The sequence below is a fragment of the Micrococcus porci genome, from assembly GCF_020097155.1.
GTDB lineage: Bacteria > Actinomycetota > Actinomycetes > Actinomycetales > Micrococcaceae > Micrococcus > Micrococcus porci.
Genome location: NZ_CP083691.1, coordinates 1,757,027 through 1,770,361, shown reverse-complemented (window position 1 = coordinate 1,770,361; position 13,335 = coordinate 1,757,027). Strand labels below are relative to the sequence as shown.

11 protein-coding genes are annotated in these 13,335 nt (G+C 73.5%); 5 read left to right on the top strand and 6 right to left on the bottom strand.

Translation table 11 applies throughout. The annotated features are described in order from the left end of the window. The first annotated feature begins 22 nt into the window (after positions 1-22). The 4 genes from gap to secG all read left to right on the top strand — a co-directional run bounded on the left by gap (position 23) and on the right by secG (position 3,482). Positions 23-1,033, top strand: coding sequence for a type I glyceraldehyde-3-phosphate dehydrogenase (gap, locus tag KW076_RS08355; protein WP_224354917.1), 1,011 nt, complete (start codon positions 23-25; stop codon positions 1,031-1,033). 101 nt (positions 1,034-1,134) lie between these two features. Beyond that, positions 1,135-2,382, top strand: coding sequence for a phosphoglycerate kinase (locus KW076_RS08350; protein ID WP_224354916.1), 1,248 nt, complete (start codon positions 1,135-1,137; stop codon positions 2,380-2,382). After that, positions 2,379-3,176, top strand: coding sequence for a triose-phosphate isomerase (tpiA, locus tag KW076_RS08345; protein WP_224354915.1), 798 nt, complete (start codon positions 2,379-2,381; stop codon positions 3,174-3,176). The genes KW076_RS08350 and tpiA overlap by 4 nt, the downstream gene beginning before the upstream one ends. Positions 3,177-3,230: 54 nt before the next feature. Beyond that, complete coding sequence (secG, locus tag KW076_RS08340; protein WP_224354914.1) at positions 3,231-3,482, top strand: preprotein translocase subunit SecG; 252 nt, start codon at positions 3,231-3,233, stop codon at positions 3,480-3,482. A 79-nt stretch (positions 3,483-3,561) separates the two neighbouring features. Here the strand turns inward: secG and KW076_RS08335 are convergent, their stop codons facing one another. The 5 genes from KW076_RS08335 to tkt are packed head-to-tail and all read right to left on the bottom strand — an operon-like array spanning position 3,562 to position 11,012. Then, positions 3,562-4,503, bottom strand: coding sequence for a glucose-6-phosphate dehydrogenase assembly protein OpcA (locus KW076_RS08335; protein ID WP_224354913.1), 942 nt, complete (start codon positions 4,501-4,503; stop codon positions 3,562-3,564). After that, positions 4,500-6,065: a glucose-6-phosphate dehydrogenase gene (gene zwf, locus KW076_RS08330; protein ID WP_224354912.1), complete on the bottom strand. Its 1,566-nt coding sequence runs from the start codon at positions 6,063-6,065 to the stop codon at positions 4,500-4,502. The genes KW076_RS08335 and zwf overlap by 4 nt, the downstream gene beginning before the upstream one ends. Beyond that, entirely contained in the window at positions 6,055-7,659 is a 1,605-nt protein-coding gene (locus KW076_RS08325; protein WP_224354911.1) for a phosphoglucose isomerase-related protein, read from the bottom strand. Before KW076_RS08325 ends, zwf begins: the two co-directional genes overlap by 11 nt. 28 nt (positions 7,660-7,687) lie before the next feature. Next, on the bottom strand, positions 7,688-8,815 hold the full coding sequence (tal, locus tag KW076_RS08320) for a transaldolase (RefSeq protein WP_224354910.1): 1,128 nt from the start codon (positions 8,813-8,815) through the stop codon (positions 7,688-7,690). Between the two features lie 34 nt (positions 8,816-8,849). Beyond that, positions 8,850-11,012 (bottom strand): transketolase, encoded by a 2,163-nt coding sequence (gene tkt / locus KW076_RS08315; protein WP_434084314.1) that lies wholly within the window; start codon positions 11,010-11,012, stop codon positions 8,850-8,852. 260 nt (positions 11,013-11,272) lie between these two features. On the opposite strand from tkt, the gene KW076_RS08310 reads away from it, so the two are divergent. After that, positions 11,273-12,262 carry a heme o synthase gene (locus KW076_RS08310; RefSeq protein ID WP_224354909.1) on the top strand — a complete coding sequence of 330 codons (990 nt, stop codon included), beginning with the start codon at positions 11,273-11,275 and terminating at the stop codon, positions 12,260-12,262. Positions 12,263-12,336: 74 nt separating this feature from the next. Here KW076_RS08310 and KW076_RS08305 read toward each other — a convergent pair whose 3' ends face one another. Then, entirely contained in the window at positions 12,337-13,308 is a 972-nt protein-coding gene (locus tag KW076_RS08305) for a COX15/CtaA family protein (protein WP_224354908.1), read from the bottom strand. Between the last annotated feature and the right edge of the window lie 27 nt (positions 13,309-13,335).

Sequence of the window (13,335 nt, the reverse complement as noted above, 5' to 3'; positions counted from 1 at the left end):
ACACCGAGTGAAGGGAACCACCATGACCAAGATCGCCATCAACGGATACGGCCGCATCGGCCGCAACGCCGTGCGCGTGCTCCTCGAACAGGGCCACGACGACCTCGAGCTGGTCGCGGTGAACGACCTCGCCGCCACCGAGGACCTCTTCTGGCTGACCAAGTACGACACGATCCTGGGCCGCTTCCCCGGCGAGCTGGAGCTGACCGACAAGGGCTTCAGCATCAACGGCAAGGACGTCGCCTTCTTCGCCGAGACCGACCCGGCGAACCTCCCCTGGGGTGAGCTCGGCGTCGACATCGTGGTGGAGTGCACCGGTCGCTTCACCACCGGTCCCGCCGCCAAGGCCCACCTGGACGCCGGCGCCAAGAAGGTGCTGCTGTCCGCCCCGGGCAAGGAGGTCGACGGCACCTTCGTGATGGGCGTCAACGAGGGCGACTACGACTCCTCGACGATGCACATCGTCTCCAACGCGTCCTGCACCACCAACTGCCTGGCCCCGATGGTCAAGGTGCTGAACGACGAGTTCGGCATCGTGGACGGCATCATGACCACGATCCACGCGTACACCGGCGACCAGAACCTGCACGACAACGTGCACAAGAAGGACCGCCGCCGCGCCCGCGCCGCCGCCCAGAACATGGTCCCCACCTCCACCGGCGCCGCCAAGGCCATCGGCGAGGTCATCCCCGAGCTCAAGGGCAAGCTGGACGGCTTCGCCATGCGCGTGCCCACCATCACCGGCTCCGCCACCGACCTCACCGTGGAGCTGACGCGCCACGTCGAGGCCGAGGAGGTCAACGAGGCCTTCCGCAGGGCCGCCGAGTCCGGCCCGCTGGTCGGCCGCCTGGTGTACTCCACGGACCCGATCGTCTCCTCCGACATCGTGACGGCCCCCGCGGCGTGCACCTTCGACGCCCCGCTCACCAAGTCCATCGGCCAGACCGTCAAGGTCATCGGCTGGTACGACAACGAGTACGGCTACACCTGCCAGCTCATGGACATGGCGTCCCACATGGCGTCCAAGCTCTGAGCGTCGACGCTCAGCCCTGACGGCCCGGCCCGGTGGACCTCCACCGGACCGGGCCGTCTGCCTAGACTGGGTCCATCCGTGACCGACACCAGGAGGCACCCATGACCGCCCAGACCCTGACCGACCTGCTCGAGGCCGGCGTCGCCGGACGCACCGTCCTCATCCGGTCGGACCTGAACGTCCCGCTGGACGGGCAGACCGTCACCGACGGCGGCCGCATCCGTGCCTCGGCCCCGGCCATCAAGGACCTGGCCGATGCCGGCGCCCGCGTCGTCGTCATGGCGCACCTGGGCCGCCCCCAGGGCGAGCCGGATCCCCAGTACTCGCTGGCCCCCGTCGCCCGCCGCCTCGGCGAGGTCCTCGGCGCCGACGTGCAGCTCGCCTCCGACGTCACCGGCGAGGACGCCCGCGCCAAGGCCGCCGCGCTCCAGGACGGCCAGGTGCTCCTGGTGGAGAACGTCCGCTTCGACGCGCGTGAGACCTCCAAGGACGCGGCCGAGCGCGGAGAGCTGGCCCGCGAGATGGCCGACCTTGCCGGCGAGGACGGCGCCTACGTGGGCGACGCCTTCGGCGCCGTGCACCGCGCCCACGCCTCCGTGGCGGACATCGCCGGGCTGCTCCCGGCGTATCAGGGCCCGCTGGTGGCCGCCGAGCTGCAGGTGCTGACCCGCCTCACCGAGTCCCCGGAGCGCCCCTACGTGGTCGTGCTCGGCGGCTCCAAGGTGTCGGACAAGCTGGCCGTCATCGACAACCTGATGGAGAAGGCGGACACGCTGCTGATCGGCGGCGGCATGCTCTTCACCTTCCTCAAGGCGCAGGGCCATGAGGTAGGGGCGTCGCTCCTGGAGGAGGACCAGCTGGAGACCGTCCGCGGCTACCTCGAGCGCTCCGGCAAGGACGGCGCGGCGGAGATCGTGCTCCCCACGGACATCGTCATGGCGTCCGCGTTCGCCAAGGACGCCGAGCACGAGGTCCTGCCCGTGGACGCGCTCACCACCGGCGCCCACGGTGCGGACGCCCTCGGCCTCGACATCGGCCCCGGCTCGGCCGCCGCGTTCGGCGAGCGCATCCGAGGCGCCAGGACCGTGTTCTGGAACGGCCCGATGGGCGTGTTCGAGTTCCCGGCGTTCGCCGAGGGCACCCGCGCCGTGGCGCAGGCCCTCACCGAGGCCACGCAGGCCGGCGGGCTGTCCGTGGTGGGCGGCGGCGACTCCGCCGCGGCCGTGCGCTCCCTGGGCTTCACCGACGAGCAGTTCGGCCACATCTCCACCGGCGGCGGCGCTTCCCTCGAGTACCTCGAGGGCAAGGAGCTGCCGGGTGTGAGCGCCCTCTCCGGGACGGACACGTGAGCGTGGTCCAGCCGGTGCGCGTCCCGCTCATCGCGGGCAACTGGAAGATGAACCTGGACCACCAGGAGGCCGTCACCCTGGTGCAGCGCCTCGGCTGGCTCCTCGGTGACGCCGACCATGAGCAGGGGAACGTGGAGGCCGCCGTGTTCCCGCCCTTCACCGACCTGCGCTCAGTGCAGACCCTCGTGGCCGCGGACCGGATCGGCGTCGCCTACGGCGCGCAGGACGTGTCCGCGGAGGACTCGGGCGCGTTCACGGGCGAGGTGTCCGGGGCCTTCCTCGCGAAGCTCGGCTGCGCCTACGCGATCGTCGGCCACTCCGAACGGCGCACCCTGCACCACGAGGACGACGCCCTCGTGGCCCGCAAGGCCGCGGCCGCGCTGCGGCACGGGCTCGTGCCCGTGGTGTGCGTCGGGGAAGGCCTGGACGTGCGACAGGCCGGCCGGCACGTGGAGCACACCGTGGCCCAGCTGCGCGGCTCCCTGGACGGGCTGTCCTCCGAGGACGTGGCCCGCGTCGTCGTCGCCTACGAGCCCGTGTGGGCCATCGGCACCGGCGAGGTGGCCAGCGCCGCCGACGCCCAGGAGATGTGTGCCGCGCTGCGCGCGGACCTGGCGGAGCGGCACGGAGCGGAGGTCGCCGAGCGCGTCCGCGTGCTCTACGGTGGCTCCGTGAAGTCCTCGTCCGCGCCCGAGCTGCTGGCCCAGCCGGACGTGGACGGCGCCCTGGTGGGCGGGGCCAGCCTCGACGCGGACGAGTTTGCTAGGATCGTCCGGTCCGACGCCGCGCACTGACGCGGCCGCGGCGCGCCCGTCGGGCGGCCCCGGGGACATGACAGGGAAGGCTCCATGGACATCCTGACGCTGCTGCTCCAGATCGCGGTCGTGGCGCTGAGCGTGGTCATCATCATGCTCGTGCTGCTTCACAAGGGCCGCGGAGGCGGCGTGTCCGACATGTTCGGCGGCGGCGTCACCACCTCCATGAGCTCCTCCGGGTCCGCCCAGCGCCTGCTGACCCGCGTCACGGTGTCCGCCACGGTCCTCTGGGGCCTGGCCATCGTGGCCCTCGCGCTCATCGCGCGGTTCTCCGTCGAGTCTTGACCCGCTCGGTCCTCCCGGGCGAACGACGCGGCCCCGCACCGGTATCCGGTGCGGGGCCGCGTCGCGTCCAGGGGACCGCTCAGCGGTCGGAGGCGTCCACGGGGGCGAGGTCCGTGCGGGGCAGCCCGACGCGCAGGACGTCGCCGTAGACCTCGTCCGGGTCGAGCCGGCGCAGCTCCTCGGCGAGGCAGTCCTGGTCGGAGCGGCGCGGCAGGGAGATCCGCTGCACGGGGCGGCCCTGCTGGTAGAGGCGGGCCACCTCGGACTGCGAGCGGGACAGGACCACGTCCCCCTCCGGGCCGCGCAGGCGTACGGCGCGGATCCCGTGGCCGGCCTTGGAGTGGGCGATCGTCACCGGCCGGTCCAGGCCCCAGGTGAGCCAGGCCGCCAGCAGCAGCGTGCTGGGGGAGTCGGGGGCGCCGTCGACCGTGACGGAGCGCACGTCGGCGAGGTCCAGGTTGTCGAGGATCGCCGCCACCTGGCTGCGCCAGAGGGTCAGGCGCGTCCAGGCCAGGTCGGTGTCGCCGTCGTGCAGCCCCGCCGCCAGCCGCTGCAGGGTCTCCTTCGCGTCCCGGCAGGTGGCGGAGTCGGTGATGCGCCGGTGCGCCAGGCGTCCCAGCGCGGTCGTGGCGGGCTCCGCCGGGGGCTCGCCCGGCCACCACACCACGATGGGCGCGTCCGGCAGCAGGAGGCCGGAGACGAGGGGCTCGTCCGCCACGGCGTCCTCCCCCTGGCACCACAGGACCACGACGTCGGAGGCCCCTGCGTCGCCGCCGACGCGGATCTCCGCGTCCAGCCGGGTGGGAGCGAGCGGGTCGCCCAGGGCGAGCACCACGATCCGGCAGGGATGCTCCAGGGACGCCGCGTTGGCGGCCCCGAGGGCCGCCTCGATGCCGGCGTCGTCCGTGACGATGACCAGCGTGAGGACCCGGCCCAGGGCGGACACGCCGGCGGACTCGCGCAGCGCGGTGAGCCGCTTGGCGACCTGCGACGTCGTGGTGTCGTGCATGCGGATCTTCACGGCCGCCTCCAGGTTCGTCCGTCACGGGCCATCAGGGCGTCCGCGGACGGCGGCCCCCAGGTGCCCGGCGCGTAGGGCTCGGGCTGGGTGCCCAGGGACGCCCAGTGCTCCTCGAACGGGTCGACGATGGCCCAGGACAGCTCGACCTCCTCCTGCCGCGGGAACAGCGGCGGCTCGCCGAGCAGGACGTCGAGGATGAGCCGCTCGTAGGCCTCGGGGGAGTCCTCCGTGAACGCGTGGCCGTAGCCGAAGTCCATGGTCACGTCGCGCACCTCGTGCTGGGTTCCCGGCACCTTCGAGGCGAAGCGGATGGTCACGCCCTCGTCGGGCTGCACGCGGATCACGATCACGTTCTGCCCGAACTCGTCGCCGGGGTGCACCGGGAAGAGCAGGTGGGGCGGGGACTTGAACACCACGGCGATCTCCGTGACGCGGCGGCCCAGCCGCTTGCCGGCGCGCAGGTAGAACGGGACGCCCTGCCAGCGCCGGGTGCCGATGTCCACCTTGAGGGCCGCGAACGTCTCCGTGACGGAGGCGGGGTTGAACCCCTCCTCGTCGAGGAACCCCGTGACCTGCTCGCCGCCCTGCCAGCCGCTCGTGTACTGCCCGCGCGCGGACGCCGCCTCGAGGCCCTCCGGCGTGCAGGGCACGCGGACGGCCGCCAGGACCTTCTCCTTCTCGGCGCGCAGGTGGGCGGCGTCGAAGGAGATCGGCTCCTCCATGGCGGTCAGGGCGAGCAGCTGCAGCAGGTGGTTCTGGATGACGTCGCGGGCCGCGCCCACGCCGTCGTAGTAGCCGGCGCGGCCGCCGATGCCGATGTCCTCGGCCATGGTGATCTGCACGTGGTCCACGTGCTCCGCGGACCAGAGCGGCTCGAAGATCCGGTTGGCGAACCGGAACGCGAGGATGTTCTGGACGGTCTCCTTGCCCAGGTAGTGGTCGATGCGGAAGACCGCGTCCGGTGGGAACACCCGCTCGATCACGGCGTTCAGCTCGTGGGCCGAGGCGAGGTCGTGCCCGAACGGCTTCTCGATGACCACGCGGCGCCAGGGCCCGTCCGCGGGCTGGGATCGGTCCGCGAGCCCCTGGTCGGCCAGGTGGCGGGACACGTCTTCGAACCAGTCCGGTGGGATCGAGAGGTAGAACGCGGTGTTGCCGCCCGTGCCGCGGGAGGACTCCAGCTCGGTCAGGACCTCGTCGAGCCGCGCGTAGGCGTCGGCGTCGCCGAAGGCCCCCGAGACGAACCGGAGCCCGCCCCGGAACTGGTCCCACACGGTCTCGTTGAACGCCGTGCGGGAGCCCGCCTCGACGGCGGCGCGCACGTAGTCGGCGAACTCCGCCTCGGACCAGTCGCGGCGGCCGAAGCCCACCAGGGAGAACGACGGCGGCAGCAGGCCGCGGTGGGCCAGGTCGTACATCGCGGGGAGCAGCTTCTTGCGGGCCAGGTCGCCCGTGACGCCGAACAGCACGAGGGCGGAGGGGCCCGCGATCCGCGTCAGACGGCGGTCCCGCGGGTCGCGCAGGGGGTTGCGGCGGGCCGGCCCGCCGGGCTCAGGCCTCACGGGCCGCCGTCCGGAGCGCGGCGATGCCGGCGGAGCGGTCGCGCAGACGCAGGGTGACCACCGGACGGCCCAGGCGGCGGAGCACGTCGGCGTCGCCCGCGGCCTGGGCGGCGATCAACCGGCCCAGCGTGAACGGGCGGCCGGGGACCTCGACGTCGAGGGCGGCGTCGCCCGTGACCTGCAGATACACCCCGTTGCGCGGGCCGCCCTTGTGGTACTGGCCCGTCGAGTGCAGGAAGCGGGGGCCCCAGCCGAAGGTGACCGGGCGGCCCAGCGCGGACGCCAGGTCCGCACGGATCCCCGCGAGGTCCACGTCCGCGTGACGGTCGAGGTACGCGTGGACGGCCAGGTAGCCGTCCTCGGGCACGAGCTCGCGCACGGCCGCGAGGACGCCCCGCAGGTCGTCCGCCGACGTCACCGACTCCGGGCCGGAGACCTCCACGCCGTGGATCACCGTGCCCGGCTCGGCCTCCTCGGCGGGGGAGTCCAGAAGCTCGCGGGCCGCGGCCTTGGCCGCCTCCACGTCCGGCTGGTCGAAGGGGTTGATGCCGAGCAGCCGGCCGGCCACGGCCGTGGCGGCCTCCCACGTCAGCAGGAGGGCGCCGAGCGACCCGTGCAGGCGCACGCCGTCCCCGCCGGCCGGGCTCTCCTCCGACTCCGAGACCAGCGTGACCTTCAGCAGGTCCGGCGCCTCCCAGGCGGTCTCCGGGTCGCCCGGGCGGACGACGACGGGCAGCAGGCCGGTGCCGTCCTTGCCCGTCGACTCGGCGATCAGCTGCTCGACCCAGTCGCCGAACCCGTCGATGCCGGAGCCGAGGTCCTGGATGACGAGCTTGTCCCGCAGGGGCTCGGTGCCGCCGATCGCGGCGCCGAGCTGCAGGGCCGGGTTGTCGGCGTCGTCGGCGGTGACCAGGTCGAGGACGTCCTCGGCCTCGTCGAGGAGGGACTCGACGTCGACGCCGGCCAGGGCCGCCGGCACCAGGCCGAAGGCGGTGAGGGCCGAGTAGCGGCCGCCCACCGTGGGGTCGGCGGTGAACACGGCGCGGTAGCCCGCCTCCACCGACGCCTCCTCCAGCGGGGAGCCCGGGTCGGTGACGACGACGATCCGGCTCGCGGGGTCGATGTCCTCCGCGGCGAGGGCCGCCTCGACGATCCGGCGCTGGGAGTCGGTCTCCACGGTGGAGCCGGACTTGGACGAGACCACCAGGACGGTGCGCTCGAGGTCGTGGTCCAGGACCGCGGCCACCTGCTGCGGGTCGGTGGAGTCGAGGACCTCGAGCTCCGCGCCCGCCGTCGCGGCGATGACCTCGGGGGCGAGGGAGGAGCCCCCCATGCCGGCCAGCACGACGCGGGTCAGGCCCTGGCCGCGGAGCTCCTCCGCCAGGGCGGCGGCCTCCGCGGCCACCGTGCGGGACTCCTCGAAGAGGGAGATCCAGCCCAGGCGCTTGGCGGCCTCGTCGCGGGCGTCCGGGCCCCAGAGGTCGGCGTCCTCCGCGGCGAGGCGGGAGGCGAAGCGCTCGGCGACGAGGGCGGGCACGTGGCGGTCGACTGCGTCGAGCGCGGCGCCGGTGGCGGTCAGGCCGAAGGTGCTCATGGGAGGTCCTTTCAGGCGGAGGGGCGGCTCAGCGGTGGGCGGCGAGGCCGGCGCGGACGGAGGCGAGCAGCTCGTCCCAGGCGGCCTCGAACTTCTGCAGGCCCTCGGTCTCCAGGCGGTCGACGAGCTCGGTGTAGGAGATGCCGAGCTCACCGATCGCGTCGAGGTCGGCGTCGGCCTGGGCATAGCCGCCGACCACCGGCTCGGCGGTCAGCTCGCCGTGGTCCGCGTACGCCTCGAGGGTCTTCTCCGGCATGGTGTTCACGGTGTCGGGGGCGACCAGGGCGGTGACGTAGAGGGTGTCCGCCAGGGCCGGGTCCTTGACGCCGGTGGACGCCCACAGGGGGCGCTGCACGGGCGCGCCGGCGGCCTCGAGGAGGCTCCAGCGTTCGGTGTCCTTCATCTGCTCGAACGCACGGTACGCCAGGCGGGCGTTGGCCAGGCCGGCGCGGCCGGTCAGCTCGCCGGCCTCCGGGCGGCCCTGCTCGGCGAGGGCACGCAGCTGCGCGTCGACGTCCGTGTCCACGCGGGAGACGAAGAAGGACGCCACGGAGTGGATGCGGGAGACGTCGTGGCCGTTCGCCCGGGCCAGCTCGAGCCCGGACAGCCAGGCGTTGAGCACCTCGCGGTAGCGGGGGAGGGAGAAGATCAGGGTGACGTTCACGCTGATCCCGGCGCCGAGCACCTCGGTGATGGCGGGCAGGCCCTCCACCGTGGCGGGGATCTTCACCATGAGGTTCGGTCGGTCGACGAGCGCGACGAGCTCTCGGGCCTGCGCCACGGTGCCCGCGGTGTCCCGGGCGAGACGCGGGTCCACCTCGATGGAGACGTAGCCGTCTCGGCCCCCGGTCTCCTGGTGGACGGGCGCCAGCAGGTCGCAGGCCCGCCGCACGTCCGTGGTGGTCAGGGCGGTCACGGCGGCGTCCACGTCGGCACCGGCGGCGGCGAGCTCCGCCAGCTGGGCCTCGTAGGCGCCCGCGTCCTTCAGGGCGGCCGCGAAGATCGAGGGGTTGGTGGTCACGCCCGTGACGTTCCGGGTGGCGATCAGCCGCTCGAGGCTGCCCTCGTTCAGGCGGGTGCGGGAGAGGTCGTCGAGCCAGAGGGAGACGCCGGCCGCGGCGAGCGCGGCGGTGGCGGGGGTGGTCTCGGTGGTCATCGTGCAGTCCTTCCTTGGCGGGTCTCGGCGGGCGTCAGAGCAGGCCGCGGGCGGTGTCCGCGACGTTCTCCGGGGAGAAGCCGTACTTCTTGAGGAGGTGGGGGCCGTCGGCGGACTCGCCGTAGTGCTCCAGGCTCACGCGGGCGCCGCGCGAGGACTGCGTCACGGTCAGCTCGTGCCACGGCATGGCGATGCCCGCCTCGACGGACACGCGCACCGGGGCCCCCGGGCCGTCGGGCAGGACCTCGGCGCGGTAGGCCTCGTCCTGCTCGGCGAACCACTCGAGGCAGGGGGCGGACACCACGCGGGTGGGGACGCCCTCGGCCTGCAGCAGCTCGCGGGCGCCGACGGCCACGGAGACCTCCGAGCCGGTGGCGATCAGCACCACGCGGGCCGGGGCGGCCGCGCCGGAGGCGTCCGCGCCGTCCACGAGGACGTAGGCGCCCCGGGCGACGCCGTCGGCCGGGGCGAAGCCCTCCGTTCCGCGAGGCAGGACGGGGACGTTCTGGCGGGTGAGCACCAGTCCGGCCGGGCGGTCGCGGTGCTGGAGGATCGTCCGCCAAGCCCAGGCGGTCTCGTTCGCGTCCGCGGGGCGGACGACGTCGAGGCCCGGGATGGCGCGCAGCGCGGCGAGGTGCTCGACCGGCTGGTGGGTGGGGCCGTCCTCGCCGAGGCCCACGGAGTCGTGGGTCCACACGTACACGGCCGGGGTGCCCATGAGGGCGGCCAGGCGGACGGCGCCGCGCATGTAGTCGGAGAACGTGAGGAACGTGCCCATGTAGGCGCGGGTGAGGCCGCCGATGGTGATGCCGTTGACGATCGCGCCGGCCGCGAACTCGCGGATGCCGAAGTGCAGGGTGCGGCCGAACGGGTCGCCCTGCCAGGCGGCGGTGGAGCGGTGCGCCGGGATGAACGAGGGCTCGCCCTCCATGGTGGTGTTGTTGGAGCCGGCCAGGTCGGCGGAGCCGCCCCACAGCTCGGGCATCACGGGGGCGAGCGCGGTGAGCACCTTGCCCGAGGCGGCGCGGGTGGCCACGCCCTTCTCGTCCGCGTCCCAGGAGGGGAACGCGTCCTCGAAGCCCGCGGGCAGCTCCCGGGAGGCCAGGCGGTCGTAGAGGCGGGCGTTCTCCGGGTGGGCCTCACGCCAGGCCGCGAACGCGGCCTCCCAGGTCTCGCGGTACGCGGCGGAGCGCTCGGAGATGGAGCGGGCGTGGGCCAGCACCTCGGGGTCCACGTCGAAGCTCTTCTGCGGGTCGAAGCCCAGGGCCTCCTTGAGCCCGACGACCTCGTCCCCACCGAGCTTGGAGCCGTGGATGCCGCCGGTGTTCTGCTTGGTGGGGGAGGGCCAGCCGATCACGGTGCGCAGCTTGATGAGCGACGGGCGACCGGTCTCCGCCTTGGCGGCGACGAGCGCCTCGTAGAGGTCCTGCACGCCCTCCGTGTACTCGGTGACCTCGTGGCCCTGGGCCCCGTTGCTCCAGTCCACCTCCTGCACGTGCCAGCCGTAGGCCTTGTAGCGCTTCGCCACGTCCTCGGTGAACGAGATGTCGGTGTCGTCCTCGATGGAGATGCGGTTCGCGTCGTAGACCACCACGAGGTTGCCGAGCTCCTGGTGGCCGGCCAGCGAGGACGCCTCGGAGGAGACACCCTCCTGGATGTCGCCGTCGGAGGCCAGCACGAACACATGGTGGTCGAAGGGCGAGGTGCCCGGGGCGGCGTCGGGGTCCATGAGACCGCGGAGGCGGCGCTGCTCGTAGGCGAAGCCCACGGCCATGGCGAGGCCCTGGCCGAGCGGGCCGGTGGTGACCTCCACGCCGTGGGTGTGGCCGTACTCCGGGTGGCCGGGGGTCAGCGAGCCCTCCGTGCGCAGGGCCGCGATGTCCTCGAGCTCGAGCCCGGCGCCGGCCGCGAACAGCTGGAGGTACTGGATGAGCGAGGCGTGGCCGGCGGACAGGATGAACCGGTCGCGGCCCTCCCAGCGGTCGTCCGAGGGGTCCAGGTGCATCACGTTCTGGTAGAGCTGCCAGGCCACGGGGGACAGGGAGATGGCCGTGCCGGGATGGCCGTGGCCGGCCTTCTCCACCGCGTCGGCCGCGAGGACCTTGAGGGTGTCGACCATGCGACGATCCTGCTCGTCGTAGACGAAGTCGCGGGCCGGGAGGGTCCGGTCGAGTGCGGTGGAGGCGGTGTCGGTCACGGGGCTGCTCCTCGTTCGTCGGGCGTGGACGGATCTGCGCGGATCCCGTCCTCTGGAGGTGGGCGCGGGCCGCGTCCCGGCCAGCCTAGACCGCGCGGGCCCCACAGGCCCGGCCCGCGACGCGCTCCCGCGGTCGGCGCGCGCGGACGGGTAGGATGGAGGGAAGGTCTGCCCGCCCCCGGCCCTGCGTCCGTACCCACAACGCGCGGCCGCGCGGGGCGCCGCGCAGCCGGTCCCGTCCCCGTCGTCGTGAGAGCCAGATGTCATCCTCCGTGGAGTCCACCTCCCCCGCCACCGCCGCCCCCGGCGCGGCGGCCCCCTCGGCCCGACCGCCCATGACGGTCGGGCGCAAGGCCCGCGCCTACGTCGAGCTGACGAAGCCCCGCGTGATCGAGCTGCTCCTGGTGACCACGCTGCCCACCATGATCTTCGCCCAGCGCGGCTTCCCCGACCTGCTGACCATGATCGCCACGCTCGTCGGCGGCGCGCTGGCCGCGGGCGCGTCCGGTGCGTTCAACTGCTACATCGACCGCGACATCGACCGGGTGATGAAGCGCACTGCGCGCCGCCCGCTGGTGACCGGGGAGGTCACGCCGCGCGAGGCCCTGGTGTTCTCCTGGACCCTGGCCGTGGTCTCCGTGCTCGTCCTGGGCTTCGGCGCCAACTGGCTCGCCGCCGCGCTGGGCGTGGCCGCGATCTTCTTCTACGTGGTCGTCTACTCGCTGATCCTGAAGCGCCGCACCGAGCAGAACATCGTCTGGGGCGGGATCGCCGGCTGCTTTCCCGTGGTGATCGGCTGGGCCGCCGTGCGCGGCACGGTCGAGTGGCCGGCCATCGTGCTGTTCACGGTGATCTTCCTCTGGACCCCGCCGCACTACTGGCCGCTGTCCATGAAGTACAAGCGGGACTACCAGGAGGCCGAGGTCCCCATGCTCGGCGCCGTCGCCTCCGCCCGCCTCGTCTCCAACCAGGTCGTGCTCTACGCGTGGGCCACCGTGGCCTGCTCCCTGCTGCTGGTGCCCATGGGCTGGGCCGGCATCGTCTACACGGCCGTGGCGGTGGGCGTGGGCGGCTGGTTCGTCTGGGAGTCCCACGTGCTCCAGCGCGAGGCCCAGCGCCCCGACTTCGAGGACCGCAAGGCGATGAAGGTCTTCCACCTCTCCATCACCTACCTCACGCTGCTGTTCATCGCCCTCGCGGTGGACCCGTTCGTGGGCGGTCCGCTCATGCCGGCGGTCACGGGGTCCTGACCCCGCGGCTCCGCACACAGCACGAAGCCCCCGACCCGTGACGGGTCGGGGGCTTCGCCGTGCCGGGGCGGCGCTCAGGCCACGGCGGGCGCCCGGTAGCGGCTGGTCTGCCGCTGCCAGGCCAGGGTGCCGGCGACGACGGCGACCGTCGCCCCCGCCAGGTGGGCCGCGACGACGCCGACCGGCAGGCCGGTGAAGTGCTGCCAGTATCCGAGGAGGCCCTGGAGCAGGACGGCCCCGAGCAGGGACCAGGCGGCGACGCGCTGGCCGGCGCCGGAGCCCGGCGTGCGCAGCACCTGCCACAGGAGCACCAGCGTCGCGGCCACGGTGATGTAGACCGGGACGACGTGCAGGCGCGTGATCATGAGCGCGTCGAAGCCGTGGCGGGCGGCCGCGGGGTCGCCGGAGTGCGGGCCGGTGCCGGTGACCAGCGTGCCGACGACGAGGGCGAGCCACAGGGCCGCGTAGGCCACCCGGGACGCCGTGCGGGAGGCCGGTGTCGTCGTGCCGTCCGCCACGGGCGCCCCCGCGCCGTGCCGGTGCTCGGCGCGCAGGCGCACCCAGAGCATCGTGGCCAGGGCGATCAGGGCGCCGGAGATGACGAAGTGGACGCCCACGATCCGCGGGTCCAGGTGCATCCACACGGTCACGCCGCCCACGACGGCCTGCAGCACGATCCCGGCCAGGAGGAGCAGGGAGAGGGTGAACGCCTGGCGGTGGCTGCGGCGCAGCCTCCAGAGCGTGGCGATCATCAGCAGGGCGATCACCCCGAGCACGCCGGTCAGCGTGCGGTTGCCGAACTCGATGATCCCGTGGATGCCCATCTCGGCCGTGGTGGTGAGGGACTCGGGGGTGCACTTCGGCCAGGTCGGGCAGCCGAGTCCGGATCCGGTGAGGCGGACGGCGCCGCCGGTCACGACGATCACCATCTGGGAGATCAGGGAGGCGAGGGCGAGGCCGACGGTGACGCCGGTGACGCGGTCGGGCGGGCGGCGTGCGGAGGACCCGCCGGCGGCGGGACGGGCGGTGGTGGGTGAAGCGGTCACGAGAACCGGTCCTTTGCGGGGTCGGGG

What these genes read in the sequence shown, in the direction of transcription:
- gap (WP_224354917.1), top strand. Translation starts at nt 23, where the DNA reads ATGACCAAGATCGCCATCAACGGATACGGCCGCATCGGCCGCAACGCC.
- KW076_RS08350 (WP_224354916.1), top strand. Translation starts at nt 1,135, where the DNA reads ATGACCGCCCAGACCCTGACCGACCTGCTCGAGGCCGGCGTCGCCGGA.
- secG (WP_224354914.1), top strand. Translation starts at nt 3,231, where the DNA reads ATGGACATCCTGACGCTGCTGCTCCAGATCGCGGTCGTGGCGCTGAGC.
- KW076_RS08325 (WP_224354911.1), bottom strand. Translation starts at nt 7,659, where the DNA reads ATGAGCACCTTCGGCCTGACCGCCACCGGCGCCGCGCTCGACGCAGTC.
- tal (WP_224354910.1), bottom strand. Translation starts at nt 8,815, where the DNA reads ATGACCACCGAGACCACCCCCGCCACCGCCGCGCTCGCCGCGGCCGGC.
- KW076_RS08310 (WP_224354909.1), top strand. Translation starts at nt 11,273, where the DNA reads ATGTCATCCTCCGTGGAGTCCACCTCCCCCGCCACCGCCGCCCCCGGC.